The 17,948-nt window shown below is 51.1% G+C and carries 14 protein-coding genes; 9 read left to right on the forward strand and 5 right to left on the reverse strand.

Translation table 11 applies throughout. The features are described 5' to 3' along the window. The first annotated feature begins 573 nt into the window (after positions 1–573). The 7 genes from hisS (at position 574) to PaeBR_RS08350 (ending at position 10,152) form a co-directional block, all read left to right on the forward strand. Positions 574–1,827, forward strand: a complete 1,254-nt coding sequence (gene hisS / locus PaeBR_RS08320; protein WP_410514370.1) for a histidine--tRNA ligase — start codon at positions 574–576, stop codon at positions 1,825–1,827. Between the two features lie 59 nt (positions 1,828–1,886). Further along, positions 1,887–3,665, forward strand: coding sequence for an aspartate--tRNA ligase (aspS, locus tag PaeBR_RS08325; protein ID WP_410514371.1), 1,779 nt, complete (start codon positions 1,887–1,889; stop codon positions 3,663–3,665). A 68-nt stretch (positions 3,666–3,733) separates the two neighbouring features. Next, a complete protein-coding gene (locus tag PaeBR_RS08330) occupies positions 3,734–4,489 on the forward strand; it encodes a ThiF family adenylyltransferase (protein WP_410514372.1) in 756 nt (251 codons plus the stop codon). Next, positions 4,486–4,749 carry a YdeI/OmpD-associated family protein gene (locus tag PaeBR_RS08335; protein ID WP_410514373.1) on the forward strand — a complete coding sequence of 88 codons (264 nt, stop codon included), beginning with the start codon at positions 4,486–4,488 and terminating at the stop codon, positions 4,747–4,749. The genes PaeBR_RS08330 and PaeBR_RS08335 overlap by 4 nt, the downstream gene beginning before the upstream one ends. 119 nt (positions 4,750–4,868) lie before the next feature. Then, a complete protein-coding gene (locus PaeBR_RS08340) occupies positions 4,869–6,167 on the forward strand; it encodes an NCS2 family permease (RefSeq protein WP_410514374.1) in 1,299 nt (432 codons plus the stop codon). 83 nt (positions 6,168–6,250) lie between these two features. Further along, positions 6,251–8,443, forward strand: coding sequence for a HelD family protein (locus PaeBR_RS08345; RefSeq protein WP_410514375.1), 2,193 nt, complete (start codon positions 6,251–6,253; stop codon positions 8,441–8,443). A 404-nt stretch (positions 8,444–8,847) separates the two neighbouring features. Further along, on the forward strand, positions 8,848–10,152 hold the full coding sequence (locus PaeBR_RS08350) for a replication-associated recombination protein A (protein ID WP_410514376.1): 1,305 nt from the start codon (positions 8,848–8,850) through the stop codon (positions 10,150–10,152). Positions 10,153–10,229: 77 nt separating this feature from the next. On the opposite strand, the gene cstA is transcribed toward PaeBR_RS08350, so the two are convergent. The 4 genes from cstA to mnmA form a co-directional block, all read right to left on the reverse strand. Continuing rightward, positions 10,230–12,071 carry a carbon starvation protein CstA gene (gene cstA / locus PaeBR_RS08355; RefSeq protein WP_410514377.1) on the reverse strand — a complete coding sequence of 614 codons (1,842 nt, stop codon included), beginning with the start codon at positions 12,069–12,071 and terminating at the stop codon, positions 10,230–10,232. Positions 12,072–12,228: 157 nt separating this feature from the next. Then, complete coding sequence (locus PaeBR_RS08360; protein WP_410514378.1) at positions 12,229–12,969, reverse strand: LytR/AlgR family response regulator transcription factor; 741 nt, start codon at positions 12,967–12,969, stop codon at positions 12,229–12,231. Beyond that, positions 12,938–14,719 (reverse strand): LytS/YhcK type 5TM receptor domain-containing protein, encoded by a 1,782-nt coding sequence (locus PaeBR_RS08365; protein WP_410514379.1) that lies wholly within the window; start codon positions 14,717–14,719, stop codon positions 12,938–12,940. Before PaeBR_RS08365 ends, PaeBR_RS08360 begins: the two co-directional genes overlap by 32 nt. 243 nt (positions 14,720–14,962) lie before the next feature. After that, the gene (gene mnmA / locus PaeBR_RS08370; protein WP_410514380.1) at positions 14,963–16,087 is read right to left on the reverse strand and encodes a tRNA 2-thiouridine(34) synthase MnmA; all 1,125 of its coding nucleotides are present in this window, start codon (positions 16,085–16,087) and stop codon (positions 14,963–14,965) included. A 289-nt stretch (positions 16,088–16,376) separates the two neighbouring features. On the opposite strand from mnmA, the gene cymR reads away from it, so the two are divergent. Then, positions 16,377–16,796, forward strand: a complete 420-nt coding sequence (gene cymR, locus PaeBR_RS08375; protein ID WP_410514381.1) for a cysteine metabolism transcriptional regulator CymR — start codon at positions 16,377–16,379, stop codon at positions 16,794–16,796. 436 nt (positions 16,797–17,232) lie between these two features. Next, complete coding sequence (locus PaeBR_RS08380) at positions 17,233–17,481, forward strand: hypothetical protein (protein WP_410514382.1); 249 nt, start codon at positions 17,233–17,235, stop codon at positions 17,479–17,481. A gap of 77 nt (positions 17,482–17,558) precedes the next feature. On the opposite strand, the gene PaeBR_RS08385 is transcribed toward PaeBR_RS08380, so the two are convergent. Continuing rightward, positions 17,559–17,882 (reverse strand): hypothetical protein, encoded by a 324-nt coding sequence (locus tag PaeBR_RS08385; protein ID WP_410514383.1) that lies wholly within the window; start codon positions 17,880–17,882, stop codon positions 17,559–17,561. Positions 17,883–17,948: the final 66 nt, after the last annotated feature.

Raw genomic sequence — 17,948 nt, forward strand, 5'->3', positions numbered from 1 at the left:
ATATACGGTGTCTATAATAAAAGCATGACCCCCTTTTTTATAATATATGAATATGGACCTGCAGCAATCGGCTGCAGGTCACTTTTTTTGTTTTCCTGAATTTTAACTTCCCACCTTGACTTTAGGGCTGTGGTTCAGTAAAATCTAACATAATACAGCAGTTTTCAACATAATGTTTTGATGACGGGAACAAGTAATTCGGCCCCACAACCCCAGAGAGGAATCCCCCGCAGAACCGGATGCGTCCATAAGGATGATTTAGCCGTTTCCGCCTGGCTGTAAGGATTCTGTTGATGAGCGAATGAATGACCTCCCCGAGAACGCACGGTGAAAGCAGGCAGGGTAAACAGCTGCCGCGTCCAGTAACCGAATGCGCGTAGGCGGGCGTTAACCGCTTGAGCGGAGCCAGTGTTGATCATGGTCCGGAATGTGGGTGGTACCACGGGTGTATTATTGGTTATGATAATCCCTCGTCCCTGTTTGTAATGAACAGGACGGGGGATTTTTTGCTGTTTTGGAGCAATATGAAATTTTTAAGGAAGCTTAGAGGGGTTATTTCAGGAGGGATAGGCTGTGGCTAAAGAAAGATTTGAGAAACCGACCGGTACGCAGGATGTGCTTCCGGGTGCAGTCGAGAAATGGCAGTATGTGGAGGGGAAGGCAAGAGAACTGTGCCATCGCTTCAACTATAAGGAAATCCGTACCCCTGTATTCGAGCACACTGGGCTGTTCGAGAGAGGCGTAGGGGAAACCACGGATATTGTCGAAGGTGAGATGTATACGTTCAAGGATAAAGGCGACCGGGATCTGGCTCTGCGTCCCGAAGGAACGGCGGGTGTTGTACGTGCTTACGTACAGAACAAGCTGTTCGGAGAGCCGGATGTAAGCAAGCTGTATTACATCGGCCCCATGTTCCGCTATGAGCGTCCGCAGGCGGGCAGATACCGCCAGTTCCACCAGTTCGGCATAGAGGCCTTTGGAGCGGTTGATCCGGCGATTGATGCGGAAGTCATCTCGCTTGGATATCAGTTCTGTAAAGACCTTGGACTGAGTGGAGTGCGGGTGGAAATGAATTCTGTCGGCAACGCACCCAGCCGTGCGGCTTACCGGGAGAAGCTGCTGGGTTTCCTCAGACCGATGAAGGACAGCCTGTGCGGTGACTGCCAGCGGCGCATGGAACGTAACCCGCTGCGCGTACTGGATTGCAAGGTGGATCAGGATAAATTTGCGGATGCGCCTTCTATTTTGGACAGCCTCGATGAAGAGTGCACGACACATTTTGCGAAAGTCAAAGAGCATCTGTCTGCCATGGGGGTGGAATTTGTCATAAATTCCCGTCTGGTTCGCGGATTGGATTATTACACGCATACAGCGTTTGAATATAAAGCAGCAGGCATCGGCTCGATTGATACCGTCGGCGGCGGCGGACGTTACAACGGTCTGGTTGAAGAAATCGGCGGGCCGGATCAGCCGGGCATCGGACTCGGAATCGGGTTGGAGCGCATTTTGCTCATTTTGGAGAATCAGAAGGTTGAAATGCAGGCTGCAAAGCCGCTGGATGTGTATTTTGTAGCACTGGGAGAAGAGGCTGACCTTGAAATTACGAAACAGCTGTTTCGGCTGCGCAGCCTTGGGTTCTCTGCAGAACGTGACTATTTGGGTCGAAAAATGAAAGCCCAGATGAAGTCAGCCGACCGCATGTCGGCGCGGTATACAGCGATTCTTGGCGAAGACGAGCTGAAGAACGGGGTAATCGCCCTGAAGTCCATGGCAACCGGAGAGCAGCGTACCGTGAAGCTGGAGGATCTGGGCGGAGCCATCGAATAACAGGTACTTAACGTGTATAGACCAACGAGATATTTTAACCTTGAAAGGGTATGATAATTATGCAAAGAAGTCATCATTGTGGACAATTAACATTAGAGAATATCGGCCAAACTGTAACCTTGAACGGTTGGGTTCAAACCCGCCGCGATCTGGGGGGCGTATTGTTCATCGATCTCCGTGACCGGAGTGGAATTGTGCAGGTCGTATTTAATCCGGATTATTCGGGCGAAGCGCTGCAAGCAGCCGATAAGGTGCGCAGTGAATATGTGCTGGCCGTTACCGGCAAGGTGGTTAAGCGTGATGCTGAAACCGTGAACCGCAACCTGCCTACGGGTGAGATTGAAGTACAGATTACAGAAATTGAAGTGCTCAACGCAGCGAAAACTCCTCCTTTCTTCATCGAAGATGGTGTGGAAGTGGATGAGTCCCTGCGCCTTAAATATCGTTACCTGGACCTGCGTCGTCCGGAAATGCAAAAAACGCTGCTGCTGCGCTCGAAAGCCGCCAAGATTTTCCGCGATTTTCTGGACAGCGAAGGCTTCATCGATGTGGAAACTCCGATTCTGACCAAAAGCTCGCCGGAAGGCGCACGTGATTATCTAGTGCCCAGCCGTGTACATGAAGGCGAATTCTTCGCGCTTCCGCAATCTCCGCAAATCTACAAGCAGCTGCTCATGGTGGGCGGCGTAGAACGTTACTACCAAATTGCCCGCTGCTTCCGTGATGAAGATTTGCGCGCTGACCGCCAGCCGGAATTTACCCAGGTCGACATCGAGACATCGTTCCTGTCCCAGGATGAGCTGCTTGGCATGATGGAGAAGCTTATGCAGCGTCTGTTCAAAGAAACCGTGGGAGCGGACCTCGCACTTCCGTTCCAGCGTCTTACTTATGCTGAGGCTATGGGGAAATACGGCTCCGACAAGCCGGACCTGCGGTTTGGCCTGGAGCTTATAGAAATGAATGATATCGTTGCGGGAAGCGGTGTGAAGGTATTTGCTTCCGTGATCGAAAAAGGCGGAGAAGTCAAATGTCTGAACGCTAAAGGCTGCGGCACATGGACCCGTAAAGAAATCGATGACCTTGGACCTTATGCCGCACGCTATGGCGCAAAGGGCCTCGCTTGGATTCAAGTGAAGGACGGCGAATTCAAAGGGCCGATTGTGAAGTTCTTCTCCGAGGAAGAGATCGCTGCTGTGAAGGAACGTACAGGTGCTGAGGAAGGCGACCTTCTGCTCTTCTCAGCTGACACCAAAAAAGTTGTGGCCGATGTGCTCGGTGCGCTTCGTCTCAAGATCGGCCGTCAGCTTGGCCTGATCGACGATAACGTGTTCAAGTTTGCTTGGGTAACTGACTTCCCGCTTCTTGGCTATGACGAAGAGCAGAAGCGTTATGTAGCAGAGCACCATCCGTTCACACGTCCGCGTGAAGAGGATCTGCCTTTATTCGATATAGATCCGGGTGCCATCCGTGCGCAGGCCTATGATATTGTCCTGAACGGTTATGAGGTGGGCGGCGGCTCCATGCGTATCTACAAACGTGATGTACAGGAACAAATGTTCAAAGCGCTGGGCTTCACACCAGAGGTAGCCTACGAGAAATTCGGATTCCTGATGGATGCCTTCGAGTATGGCACGCCTCCGCACGGCGGTATTGCCTTCGGCTTCGACCGTCTCGTGATGCTGTTGTCCGGCCGCACAAACCTTAGGGAGACTATTGCGTTCCCGAAAACAGCGAGTGCAACCGACCTGTTGATGGATGCCCCTTCACCTGTAGAGGGCGCGCAATTGGAGCAGCTGCATATCAAGCTTGCCTTGAAGCCGGAAAAAGACAAGAAATAACTATAAGGCTGCCGGAGCGGATGATGATTCCTCCGCTTCGGGAAGCTTTCTAAGGAGGCAGTACATCCATGCTGCATCAGTTCTCACGTACGGAGCTGGCGATCGGACCGGAAGGTCTGGAAATAATGAAGAACAGCACGGTGGCAGTTCTCGGTATCGGCGGTGTAGGCGGGATAGCGGTAGAAGCCCTTGCCCGCTCCGGTATCGGACGGATTATTCTGATTGATAAGGATTCGGTGGATATTACCAATGTCAACCGCCAGATTCATGCGCTTACCACAACGGTTGGGATGAAGAAGGCCGATCTGATGGTGGACCGCGTCAAGCTGATCAATCCCGAGTGTGAAGCCATTGCTATGAATATGTTCTATACGGAAGAAACCTATGAAGAATTGTTCAAGCATAAGCTGGATTATGTAATTGATGCATCGGACACGATCATTTATAAAGTTCATTTAATCAAGGAATGTCTGGCACGCCAGATTCCGATGATTTCGAGCATGGGCGCCGCTAACAAAATGGACCCGACACGCTTCCAGGTGGCCGATATTTCCAAGACGACCTATGACCCTATCGCCAGAATTATTCGCCAGAAGCTGCGTAAGGAAGGCATTAAAAAAGGCGTTAAAGTAGTATTCTCGACCGAGGTGCCGATGAAGCCCCGTCAGGATGTTACGGATAAAATTGTTCCCGAGAACGCACCCGATAGACGCAAAGCTAAGCAGCCGCCTGCCAGCAACTCGTTCGTGCCCCCGGTAGCCGGACTGATTATGGTCAGTGTTGCCGTGCGCGATCTGCTGGAGGCCGGAGGCGTCAGTGTATGAACGAAGCGCTGATCAAGAAGCTGCGTTTGCCGCAGGGTGGCAGTGTACTTGTGATTCAGCCTCCTGAAGGCTATTTGCAGGAACAACTGGAGAACAATGAAGATGCCAAAGCGGTATTCGAGAGGCTTGCTCCCTCTCACCGCAAAGCGTATATCAATTGGATTGAAGAGGCCAAACGGGAGGAGACACGTACTTCCCGTTTGGAGAATACCGTGGAGAAGCTCCGGTTGGGCCGGAAGAACCCCTCGGACAAAGGTTAGTGTTTTATAGCAGCGAGATGAACTAAGAAAAGGACAAAAGGGCGTGCAGCCGGAATCCGGATGCTATCGCTCTTTTGTTGTTGTAGAGCGTAACTTAATCGTAGTGGAGGTTCATTTACATGAAATCGAATTTTTGGCGAAATACGCTCGGATTAGAGCCGGAGGATGACTGGAAACGGGAATGGGCCGCCGGGATTTTGAGCTATTTTGCTTCCGTATATATAGTGATGGTAAATGCTGCGATTCTGCATGATGCAGGTATGCCGCTGCGGGCAGGTATGGTTGCCACCCTGTTGACCGCTATTACAGGCTGTCTGCTGATGGCTTTTGGAGGAAAAACACCGATTATCGTAGTGCCGGGTATGGGCATTAACGCTTTTTTCACCTATACGCTTGTGCATTCCATGAATCTTGACTGGAGAGAGGCGCTGGCAGTAGTTGTTGTAACGGGTGTCCTGTTCGCCATTGTGGCGTTTACATCGCTTTACCGTATTCTCAGTGATGCGATTCCGCATAATTTGCAGCATGCCATTACGGTCGGGATTGGGTTGTTTCTAACGTTTATCGGGCTGCAAAAAAGCGGGATTGTGATCGCACACCGGACAACCTTTGTGGCTATCGGGCATTTCAGTGATCCGGCGGTAATCACCTCCTGTGTCACTCTGCTGCTGGCCCTGGTTCTGTTCGTGCGCGGAACCCGCGGCGGTCTGCTCATCAGCATGATGGCGGGAACGGGACTCGCCTATTTACTTGGAGCCAGCCATGCCCCGGAGAAGCAGCAGTCAGGTCATGTGTTTACCGGATATGGGGATGTGTTTCTTGGTATGAGCTGGAGCAGCGTGGTCAGCCTGGTGTTCTGGATTGCCGTATTCCTGCTGCTGCTGATTGTTGTGTTTGAAAATATCGGGCTGATCGCTTCACAGACACTGCTTGCAAACCGCCCAGAGCGTTTCAAGAGCAGCCTTCGTGCGTTGTCTATAGCCAATATCGCAGCCGGTTTGTTCGGCAGCAGTCCGGTTGTGGCCGCTGCGGAATCCAATGCCGGCATTGCAGCCGGGGGTCGTTCAGGATTGACCTCGCTCGTCACGGGCCTGTTGTTTGCAGCTACCTTTTTCTTCATTCCGCTGCTCGCCTATGTGCCCGACAGTGCCATTGCGCCCATTCTGATTGTGATCGGCGGACTGATGGTGCAGAGCGTGCGGGAGATGGATTTTAACGATATGACTGAGGTGTTTCCTTCATTTCTCGTCATGGTTATGATTCCTTTTACGTACAGTATCGTTGACGGCATGGCCTTTGGATTCATTACTTATCCGATTGTGAAGCTTGCCATGAAACGGGGAAAAGAGGTTCCGGCCGCGTTATATGTCATTGCTGGTCTGTTTTTGGCGAATTTTATATTGCATGCCCTGCTGTAAGTTTTAATTCGCTTTTGGCATCCCCTTGTGCTACAATGAGTATCCTTTTTGTGGCGAACAAAACTTTTAGGAGGTAACTGAAATTGGAGGACAACTTTCAAAGTGCCTATCAAGAGGAAGAAGACAGGCTGAACAGAGCGCTCACGGAGATTGACAGTATGCTGGAGAGACTGCGTACGATGCCGGTGTACACCGGAAATGAGTATACAGAACAGGTACTGGAAGCATCCCGGGAACAGCGGCGCAAGGATCTGGCGAAGCTTAGGCAGGAGCCCTATTTCGGACGGCTTGATTTTCAAGGCAGTGATGAGAATGAGCGTAAACCGCTTTATATCGGCAAAATCGGCGTGGATCGTGAACAGGTAAGCGACCGTCCGCTAGTGATTGACTGGCGAGCTCCGGTAGCTAGCCTGTTCTATTCATTTACGGGAGGGACAGAGCCCGCCTCCTATGATGCCCCTGAGGGGCTTATTGAAGGGTTGGTCTACCTGAAACGCAACGTTGTAATCCGTAAAGAGATTCTGGAGCGGGTAGCGGACACCTTCAACCGGGAAAGTGACGCTCCGGCTGTGTCGGATGAATTCCTGGTCTACCGGTTGGGAGAGAACAAAGACAACCGCCTGCGGGATATCGTATCAACGATTCAGGAGGAGCAGGACAAGATCATCCGTGCCGCCAAGAACACGGCGCTGATTATTCAGGGCGTAGCGGGAAGCGGGAAAACAACAGTCGCGCTGCACCGGCTTGCTTTTTTATTGTATCAATACAAGGAACAGGTCTCGGCAGAGAGAATGGTCATTTTCGCTCCGAACCGGATGTTTCTCGATTATATTTCGGATGTGCTGCCGGAGCTGGGAGTCGGCAATATTGCGCAAAGCACCTTTCCTGAATGGGCGGCCCAGGTGCTGGGTGTTACGCTGCAGCAGCAGGATGCCACTGAAACTCTGAACCGCTGGTTCGAGGCATCAGGTGCCCTGCCGGAGATTACTGCGGAAACCCCCGGGCGGTTCAAAGGCTCAACCGTACTGATGGAGATTATTGAATCCAGTGTACAGCTACTGGAAGCAGGCGCGGTTCCTGAAGGAGATTTCTCGCCTTGGGAAGGTGCGGTTCTGCGCCGGGCCACCATTGAGCGCTGGCATAACGAGGAGTATAAGCCTTACCCGCCTGCGAAGCGCAAGGAGCGTGTAATGGCCCGGATTCACCGCTGGATCGAGATGGAGCTGAAGAAATGTCCTTCGGCCGTGCTGCTGAAAGAGCGGAAGAAAAAAGGCGCACAGCGCGAAAAGGCATACAGCGGGAAATGGCCGAAATATGATCCGCTGACGATCTACAAGCAGATTTTCCGGGCGGTCAAAACACCGGAGAATTGGCCCTCGGAGCCCCTGGCAATTATTCCGGCGAGTGTCCTGAAGGAAAGTCAAAGCGGGCTGAAAAAAGGGGTTCTGCGGGAAGAGGATTTGCCGCCGCTGTTGTACATTCATTATTTGTTGAACGGGAATGAGGGTGTAAACCTGTTTGACCACATTGTGATTGATGAGGCCCAGGATTTCTCTCCATTCCAGATCGCAGTGCTTGATTTGTTTGTACGGGGGCATTCTTTTACCATACTGGGTGATTTATCCCAAGGGATACATGCTTATAAGGGTGTACACGGCTGGGAGGAAATGCAGTCCTTGTTTGCTCCGGAGCACACGGCTTACCATTCATTGACACGAAGCTACCGTTCTACGATGGAAATCATTGATTTTGCCAACGGAATATTATCTTCGGGTGTAGGCAGCACTTTATTGGCGGTGCCTGTGTTCCGCAGTGGAAACCCGGTACGGTTGATTCCATACCGCGGAGGGAAGGGAGAAGCGGATCGGGTAAAAGATTTAACCTCGGCATTAAAGTCTCTCTCCAGCAGGGAATACCGCACGGTGGCTGTCCTGACACGGAGTCTTCATGATGCGAAGGCGCTGCATCTCATCCTTGCGGAGCATTTTAACGAGATTAATCTGATCGATGGCAGTATGACGGAGTACAAGGGAGGCCTGTCGATCTTGCCCCTGTATCTGTCCAAAGGTCTGGAGTTCGACGCAGTCATCGTAGCCGATGCTGATCTGGATCATTATGGGGAAACCGCGTGGGATGCCAAGCTTATGTATGTGGGATGCACACGTGCGCTCCACGAGCTGTGGCTGCTGCATGGCGGTGAGCTGCCTTCTTACCTGCAGGCGACTGCAGAGGCGGTGGAGACTGCTGACGGCTGTCCGGAAGGAGAAGTGGGTTAAAGTAAATTTGGTTGGTTATAGCGATAGGGTGATCCAGGATGGGTCAGTTTTCTTTTTACTGCAAAAGGTACAATTAAATTCGCGGGTTTGCTGCCAAAGGACAGTTTAGTTGTATTCCGTACAGTTATTTTTAAGTAAATCCGGCCTACAGCCGCTTCTGGCTGATTCTAATTGCGTAAAGTGCAATTAAAAGTATTTAAAGGAGTTTTTGATCACAAATAGCTGTACGAAGTGCAGTTAAGTTGTTTGTAACTTCTCTTTGACAGTCATTACCTGAAAAAAGAGCATGGTACCCGTCGCGTTGACGAAGCCATGCTCTTTTTTATCATATGGCGTGGTATGTTATGATATTAAAAAGTGTTAGTTTTATCTTAACATTCCGAATACAGCAAGGAAGTGGACTTATGGATTTGTTCTCAATCGGGGAAGACACAGGCGGCGGCCGGCTGCTGGCTGATCGGATGCGCCCGGTAAATCTCGATGAATATATCGGCCAGGAGCATATTATAGGCCGCGGAAAGCTGCTGCGCAGAGCGATAGAAGCCGATCAGGTCTCATCCATCCTGCTCTATGGTCCTCCGGGCTGCGGCAAAACAACACTGGCTCATATTATCTCACATCATACCCAGGCAGAGTTCGTGCGTCTCAATGCGGTAGAGGCTTCCGTCAAGGATGTAAGAGAAGTAATAGAGCGTGCCCAGAACAATAAAGCGCTCTACGGCTCCAAAACGATTCTTTTCCTGGATGAGGTGCATCGTTTCAACAGCTCCCGGCAGGATGCGCTGCTGCCCGCAGTAGAGAAAGGTACAATCATATTTATAGGTGCGACGACGGAGAATCCGTTCCACTATGTGAATGGTGCCCTTATGAGCCGTTCGACGCTGTTTCAGCTGGAGTCGCTGACGAGTGAACACAGCCTGATCGCCATGAGAAGGGCGCTGGCCGACAAGGACAAGGGGCTCGGCTTTATGGAGCTTCAGGCGGATGAAGAGGCGCTGCAGCACATCGCCACGATGGCGAACGGCGACATCCGGCGCGCGCTGAACGCGCTGGAGCTGGCCGCGCTCACGACAGCGCCGGAGAGTGACGGCAGTGTGCATATTACACTTGAGGTGGCGGAGGAGTCAATTCGCCGACCGATTGTCAAAGCGGATGAATCGACGCAGTATGATGTCCTATCGGCTTTCCACAAAAGCATCCGCGGCTCCAGCGACGCCGCCCTGTTCTGGTTCCTGTATGCGGTGGAGAAGCTGGGGATGGACCCGATGACGTTCATCCGGCGGCTGATAGCCGCCAGCAGCGAGGATATCGGCTTGGCCAACCCGCAGGCAATGGTGCAGGCGGTGAGTGCGCTTGAGGCGTACCGGAACAACGGCTGGCCGGAAGCGAAGCTGAACATTGCCCAGGCCATCCTGTTCGCGGTGGAGAGTCCGAAATCCGATGCGGTATATACGGCCATCTCCAAGGCAATGTCCAGCATTGAGGAATTGAAATCGGCGGAGGTGCCGCTGCACTTGCGCGATACGCATTACAAAGGCGCGTCTGCGCTGGGGCATGCCGGATACCAGTATCCGCATGATTTTCCCGGTCATTATGTGAAACAGGATTATTTGCCGAAGGCGATCGCGCGCAGAGTCTTCTACCAGGCCACCGAGCAGGGTAACGAAGCCAAAATCCGCCACAATCAGGGACTGAGACGCGAGCAATAGGCCTTACTTAAGGAGAAGAGAAATGAAAAAGACAAGGCCCGTATCCCTTAAGATACAGGCCTGCCTTGTATATAAGCTTAGGACTGGATATGCATAGGGGATTTGGGCTGAATGCCCCCCTCCGTTGCCGCATCAAGTAGGCTTTTTGGATTATTCCAGATTTCAAACCATTTCTTGACGGCGGTCACCATGATTACGAGGCCCAGTATCAGCATGGTAATGGACAATACGGCATTCAGAACGCTGTAACCTTTAGCGGCTTCGTTCAGGTAAACATTCCGCACCATCCAATAGCCGGCATAGTTTACGGTAACGTACAGATAGGCCAGCGGGATGAGACAGGTCAGCATGTATCTACGTTTATCAGCAATTTTCAGAATAACGGTTGCCCCGATAATCAGGCCGATGGAGGCCATAAGCTGGTTGGATACGCCGAACAGCGCCCAGACCGAACCGATATCGCCCGAGAAGAGCAGATATCCCCACAGCAAGCAGGCCAGGGCGCTGGCAAAAATGGAGCCCGGAAGCCAATCCACCCGTTTGAGCGGCTTGTAAAACTCGCCGAAGAAATCCTGGATGAGGTAACGGGAGACACGAGTGCCTGCGTCGATTGCGGTCAGGATGAATACGGCTTCAAACAGAATAACGAACTGGAAGAAGAACGAAGCCAGATTTCTAAACCAGGGAAGTTCGGTGAAAATATAAGTCATCCCCACGGCCAGCGTCACCGCTCCGCCTGTTCGGCCTTCCAGGTTCAGCCCGATTTCATCGCTGAGCTCCGCAAGATGGACCGGTTCCATTCCCAGTGTGCTGAACACCGCAGGTGCGGAGTTAATGGCGAAATAATCGGCGGGCTGCAGGGAAATTGCCGCGATTAGCGCCATGATGGACACGAGACACTCGACGAGCATGGAGCCGAAGCCGACGGGCTTAATATCGCTCCAGCGGTTCAGCATCTTGGGCGTTGTGCCGGAGCCGACAAAGGCATGGAAGCCGGATATGGCACCGCAGGCAATCGTAATGGAAATAAACGGCCAGACAGGACCAGGCAAAATAGGCCCGCCGCCATTAACGAATTCAGTTACAGCAGGGAACGCAACTCCCGGGTTAACAATGAATACGCCGATAATAAGGGCGATGAACACCCCGATTTTCATAAAGCTGCTTAAATAGTCGCGCGGGGCGAGCAGGAGCCACACGGGTAACGCCGCAGCAAAGAAAGCGTACACAGGCAAAACAATGGCAAGTGTGGACATCTCCAGCGTCAGCCAATCGCCTAGCACGGTGTTTTGAATATAGGGGCCGACGAATACCCCGGCCATAATCAGTATAAAGCCGACAATGGATGGCACTTTGAGATTGCCGGTTTTTTTGTAGTACAGCCCTACGCCCATGGCGATAGGAATTGTAATCCCTACGGCAAAGGTACCCCAAGGATTCTTCTCCAGCGCGTGAAGGACAACCATGGAAAGGCCGGCCATCGTTATCGTAATGATGAACAACATCGCAAGCCCGGTACAGAATCCGGCAACCGGCCCCAGTTCGTCCTTGGCAACCTCTGACAATGATTTGCCTTCCTTGCGCATGGAGGCGAAGAGAACAACGGCATCATGCACGGCCCCCCCAATTACAGCGCCGATCAAAAGCCACAGCAGACCGGGTAAATACCCGAACTGGGCGGCCAGTATCGGTCCGACCAGTGGGCCTGCGGCAGCAATGGCTGCAAAGTGGTGGCCGAAGGAAACCCATTTGTTCGTCGGTACGTAATCCTTGCCGTCCTCCAGTTTATGGGCGGGCGTGGGATGCAATTCATCCATTCGGTGCAGCTTGAGAACCTTGTTTGCCATAAAAGTGCCATACAGCCGGTAAGCGATCATCAGAATACAGATGGAACCAATCATAATCGTTATTGCGCTCATGATAGATAGTATCCCCCTTATAAAACAATATCAGATGCCCCTATGATAACAAATGAAAGCGCAATCATAGAGGTTTCATCATGAGATGCAGGATAAGGGCTGCGGGATGCAGCAGCGGGGTGCCAAAATACAAAACAACGCCATTCAAGAAAACCGATTAAAAGCCGAGCAGCACCTTCAGCTCTTTTACATAGCTGCGGCTGACCGGAACTTTGGAGCCATCCTGCATGACAAGGAGGTATGTGGAGTTAAACCACGGCTGAATTTCGGCAATATGTGATACATTGACCATATAACTGCGATGAACCCGTACAAAGTGGCTGTTCTGCAGCTTTCGCTCCAGATGGGTGAGCGGTTCGCCGGACTTGTATTCCTTCTGCTCCGTTTTAATCAGCGTTTTGCCTTCCTCTGAGCTGATGAAGAGGATTTCCTGAAGGTCAACCATCAGAATCCGTTCATCCAGCGGGATAGCAATCTTCTGCGTTAGCGGCGAGCGGCGCGGCTGCGGAAGCGCAATAGTGGCCTCGTTCTTTTTCAACCTTCGGATTTTCTCTAGCGTGTGCAAAATGCGTCTGTCGTCAAAAGGCTTCAATACATAATCCAAAGCGTTCAGGTCAAAGGCTTGCAAGGCATATTCGTCAAAAGCGGTGGCGAACACTACGGCAGGGACATAATCAAGCTCCATTAATTGTTCCGCCAAGTGCAGACCGCTGTCCTCGGCCAGTTTGATGTCGAGAAACACCACATCCGGCCGCAGCTCCTCAATATGCTTCATGGCATCATTGATGCAATCGGCCTCTCCGACTATTTCTACCTGCCTGCTTCTGCGCAAGATATACGCCAGTTCGTCCCTGGCAAGAGGTTCATCATCTACTATAAATGCTTTCAGTATGGTCATCGCTGGCCTCCTTTCTCTGTAAGGGTAGAATGATATACAAGGTCGTTCCCTTTCCCTCGATGCTTTCAACGGCGAAATGCGCGGCATGGCGGTAAATGCCCTGGAGCCGTTCCCGGATATTGTACAGCGCCGTGCCTGTGCCCTCGCTCGAAGCTACCGTCTCCTTACCCAAGGCATCCAGCGTCTCACGGGCAATTCCCTTTCCGTTATCTTCCACGACAAGATGCAGGCCGTCATCCCCGCTGTAAGCGGAAATGCGAATTTGCCCACGGCTGCGAACATGGGAGAAGCCGTGGCGGATAGCGTTTTCTACCAGCGGCTGCAGAATGAACGGAGGGATGGGGAGCTTTTCAAGCCCCTGCTCAATGTCAAACTCCACCTGGTATTTATCCGGAAACCTTGCCTGCTCCAGGTGAAGATACGCCTGCACGTATTCCAGCTCCTTCTCCAGGGTGATGAGCAGTTGCTGGGCACCTTGCAAGTTGCTGCGGAAAAAAATGCCCAGCTCCAGCAGCAGCTTTCTCGCCTTTTCAGAATCGGTGCGGCACAGTGCGGAAATCGTATTGATGGCGTTAAAAAGGAAATGGGGATGTACCTGTGCCTGCAGCGCTTTAATTCGCGCATCCTTCAGCAGCGTGCTTTGCAGCTCGGCCTCCGCCAGCTCCAGCTGTGTGGAGAACAGCTTCGCCAGCCCCTCCGCCAGCTCCTCCTCCACCCGGCTTAATCGGCCCGAATTTTGAAAATACAGCTTGAGCGTACCCACCGTTTTGTCGCGAACCTGCAAGGGCAACACCACCGCCGCGCGCAGGACGCAGCTCTCCCGGAAGCATTGGATGTCCTCGGCCGATTTGGCAACCATGATTTCCCCCTTTTCCAGAACGGATTTAGTCAGCGCCGTAGCGAGGGCCTGGCCGGGAATATGATGATCCGAAGCGACGCCGACATGGGCAAGCACCTGTTGTTTATCCGTTATGGCCACCGCATCGGCCTCGGTCAGCTTCAGCAGAATATGCGCTGCTTCCCTGCATGATTCCGGATTTAGGCCCTGTCTGAAAAACGGAAGTGTCTGATCCGCGATATGGAACGCTTTATGCGTCTGCAGCGCGCTGAGCCGCTCCTTCTCGCGCAGGATGGACCGGATAATGAACATAAACATCAGCGTACCAAAGCCGTTTATGAGAATCATGGGCAGGCCGATGGTCTGGACAAGCTCCCTGGCAGCCTCGTGAGGCTTGGCGGCAATTAGAAGAATGGCCATTTGAACCGCTTCCATAATCATGCCGACCACGGCGGCGAACCACGGAGGAATAAGTCCGCGTTTCCGGTACCAGTTGCCCATGTATCCGGCGGCAAGCCCGGCCAGGACGGAAGAGAGGGCGCAGGCAGCCGCCGTAAAGCCGCCCAGCGAATACCGATGAATCCCGGCCAAAAGCCCGACTCCAAGGCCGACCAGGGGGCCGCCGAGCAGACCGCCGATGCCCACTCCCATAATTCTAGTGTTGGCGATAGCATTATCGGGGGATACTTCCATAAGCCAGCTCTGGGATACCACATTGCTGTGGTGAATCTCAATCCCCGTATAATTGCTTATGACGCCGAACAGTCCAAAAACTGCAATCAGCAGCAGCTTTCCTACGGTGCGGTGCTCATTATGAACAATTTGCCGGAATGATTTCATCTGAGAGAGCAAAAAGGCAATGATGACAAGAATTCCGACCCTTTCCAGCATCAACGGCAATAGATCAATCATGGGAAGCCTCCTTTTCCTCTTCACATTATCATACTACAGAATCCGTAAAGCCCACTATTACAGAATCTAGCTGAGAAAGCCCTTGCTTTTGAATCTCTTTTTCTGTACCCGCACAACAAGTTTATCGCGTACACAGCAGTTTAATATGAAGTCCAATTTGTGAAACGATAAAGAGGGCAATCCGGCACCGGATACGGTGTCAGATTGCCCTTTTTTATGAAATGCGGTATTTGTTCAATCGCTTTAGGATGATTGCGGCAAAGGCACAACCTTTTCCGCATATTCAATGGTTCCGCCGCCAAGGCAAAGCTCGCCAAGGTAGAAGACGACGGCTTGTCCCGGCGTAATCGCCTTTTGCGGCACGTCGAAAGCGACATGCACCGTTCCGTCTTCACGGGCCGTCAACGTTACGCCTTGGTCAGGCTGGCGGTAACGGAACTTCGCTGTACATTGCAGCGGCCCGGCGCCAAGCTGCCGGCCGTCAATCCAGTTCACACCGGAAGCGACAAGGCTGGTGGAGTACAGGCTATGATGCTTATCTCCTTGCACGACATACAGTATATTGCGGCTTAGGTCTTTATCTGCAACGAACCATGGCTCGCCTGAACCTGAACCGCCGATGCCCAGACCCTGACGTTGTCCCAATGTGTAGTACATCAGTCCTTCGTGACGGCCCTTTGTTTCTCCGGTAGCGATATCAACCATATCGCCGGACTGGGCAGGCAAATACTGGCTGAGGAATTCACGGAAATTGCGTTCTCCGATAAAGCAGACGCCTGTGCTGTCTTTTTTCTTGGCGGTGTACAACCCGGCTTCTTCGGCAATTCGCCGTACCTCCGGCTTAGGCAGATGACCGATAGGGAACATGGCCTTGGAGAGCTGATATTGATTCAGGGCATTCAGGAAGTAGGTCTGATCCTTATTGCTGTCCACGCCGCGCAGAAGCTTGAATACGCCATCTTCTTCTATAACACGCGCATAGTGCCCTGTAGCTACATAATCAGCGCCCAGCTGCAGCGCACGGTTCAGGAACTCCCCGAACTTGATCTCACGGTTGCACATTACATCCGGATTCGGTGTCCGGCCTGCCTTATATTCATCGAGGAAATAAGAAAATACTTTATCGAAGTATTCCTTCTCGAAATTAACGGTATAGTAAGGAATATCAATCTGCTCACAAACGCGGCGCACATCTTCCGCATCGCTTTCGGCCGTACATACGCCGAATTCGTCGGTGTCGTCCCAGTTTTTCATGAAGATCCCGATGACGTCATAGCCCTGCTGCTTGAGCAAAAGCGCTGTGACAGAGGAATCGACACCTCCGGACATACCGACGACGACACGCGTATTTTCTATTGCTTTTGTCATCGTAATCACCATTTTCAAATAAAATATGATACAAAAAGTATTATAGCATACCCGTGTGCTGCAAACCGCCTGTAAGAAGGCGAAAGTGACCTGAAAAAAAGTCAAAATTTCAAATTTGTCCACCCCTGAAGAACATTATTGCGAAAACTTGACTTTTGTTCTCCAAATGTAAGCGCAGATATGATAACATAAACTAAGAGTGAACATCGGAATACGGAGATATCCACCTGAAGCTATCCGGACTAATTATTATACTATGAATTGCAATTTAACCGAAAGAGGTGCCCCTTTGAAAATATCAACAAAAGGACGTTACGGATTGACCATCATGATGGAGCTTGCCATCAAATACGGTGAAGGCCCCACATCGCTTAAAAGCATCGCCGAGAAAAACGGATTGTCCGAGCATTATCTGGAGCAGCTCATCGCTCCCTTGCGTAATGCCGGGCTTGTAAAAAGTATTCGCGGAGCCTATGGCGGTTACATTCTGTCACGTGAAGCTGGGACAATTACCGCTGGTGATATTATCCGCGTACTGGAAGGTCCCATTTCTCCTGTAGACTTTACGGAGGAGGACGACCCGGCCAAACGTGATCTATGGCTGCGTATCCGCGACAGTATTGCAGAGGTGCTCGATTCGACCACACTGTCTGACCTGATTTCTTATAAAGAAGAAAGTCAGGCGGATAATTATATGTTTTATATTTAAATTTTAAATTATAAACTCGCGGAAATATCATATTCAACCGGTTATCCTGTTAGCTCTTCTAGGGCGGGATAGCCGGTTTTTTTTAGCGGTTTCGGGTTCTGTTGGATCTCCCCGGGCGGCTTTTTTTGCTGTTTGATGGGCTTGGGCTTCTTTTGTTGTACAACAACCAAAGGAGAATGTTGTACAACGTTATCGGATGATTGTTATACAACATTCCAGTTTTCTCGAATGTGCTGATCAGTCATGCTCATATCATCTTATCCCCCTTATAAGTTCAGCGGTTTGCCGAAAATACGTGATCTACATGCAATCCCTAGCTTAAGTGCTGGGGTAGACCCATACAGCCTTGTGAATTGATTACTCCGCTTTTGTTTAGCACATTAAAATCTACTGTGCATTTTATATAGAGAAACTTAATAGAAAGGGGTAGATCAGAATGGCTACTCGTCAGCCTGATTTAGTATTGATCAGTTGGAGCAGAAATCCGTTGGTTCCTGGATCTGCACGTAGGATTCTTTCAGCTCGTGTTATTGGGAATGCTCAACCCTGTAAGAGCGATTTGAAACACAATGCATTGCTTAGAACTGCATTAGCCTGTCTGCTGGATAATGATGTAGGTTTTAAAATTGTTTTTAGAAAAAAAACCTCGGCTATTAGCGGATATTTGTTGTTACAACGCCATTGATATTTTTTCAGGGGGTTGCGAAATTGCTGCTCCCTTTTACTATGTATCTCCTTCCTTGGGATACCGGGAGAGGATGGTTAATCCTCAGCCTCGTAAATTTCTTCGTTCAGGTATTCCTCTGGCACTTCATATGTGGTAGGTTCTTTGTCCCACTCTTCCATTTTCAAGCCTTCCCCGTAAAAATCAGAAAGGAAGAGACGCCGTTGCTTATCTTCGAATACTGACTTCACTATGATTTTCTCTCCGTTTATTTCAGAAACAACTCCACGAAATTCATTTACATAACCTTCACCGTACATCTTCGCATGATGTACAGCCCCTGGCAGTGCATAATTCCCTTTGCTGTCCCAATGGTTCGGTCCGCCCTTCTCTCCGTCGCTGGCTTTCGGAGTTGGCCACATTTTCACCTGATCTATTTATTCCTGAAGGTGATGTTTATGCCTCATTCGCTTACACGAACAACAGCC

Source organism: Paenibacillus sp. BR2-3, from assembly GCF_046529485.1.
GTDB lineage: Bacteria > Bacillota > Bacilli > Paenibacillales > Paenibacillaceae > Paenibacillus_AQ.

Coding starts and splice junctions, on each gene's coding strand:
- aspS (WP_410514371.1), top strand. CDS start 1,887: ATGCAAAGAAGTCATCATTGTGGACAATTAACATTAGAGAATATCGGC.
- PaeBR_RS08330 (WP_410514372.1), top strand. CDS start 3,734: ATGCTGCATCAGTTCTCACGTACGGAGCTGGCGATCGGACCGGAAGGT.
- PaeBR_RS08335 (WP_410514373.1), top strand. CDS start 4,486: ATGAACGAAGCGCTGATCAAGAAGCTGCGTTTGCCGCAGGGTGGCAGT.
- PaeBR_RS08340 (WP_410514374.1), top strand. CDS start 4,869: ATGAAATCGAATTTTTGGCGAAATACGCTCGGATTAGAGCCGGAGGAT.
- PaeBR_RS08350 (WP_410514376.1), top strand. CDS start 8,848: ATGGATTTGTTCTCAATCGGGGAAGACACAGGCGGCGGCCGGCTGCTG.
- cstA (WP_410514377.1), bottom strand. CDS start 12,071: ATGAGCGCAATAACGATTATGATTGGTTCCATCTGTATTCTGATGATC.
- PaeBR_RS08360 (WP_410514378.1), bottom strand. CDS start 12,969: ATGACCATACTGAAAGCATTTATAGTAGATGATGAACCTCTTGCCAGG.
- PaeBR_RS08365 (WP_410514379.1), bottom strand. CDS start 14,719: ATGATTGATCTATTGCCGTTGATGCTGGAAAGGGTCGGAATTCTTGTC.
- mnmA (WP_410514380.1), bottom strand. CDS start 16,087: ATGACAAAAGCAATAGAAAATACGCGTGTCGTCGTCGGTATGTCCGGA.
- PaeBR_RS08380 (WP_410514382.1), top strand. CDS start 17,233: ATGGCTACTCGTCAGCCTGATTTAGTATTGATCAGTTGGAGCAGAAAT.
- PaeBR_RS08385 (WP_410514383.1), bottom strand. CDS start 17,882: ATGTGGCCAACTCCGAAAGCCAGCGACGGAGAGAAGGGCGGACCGAAC.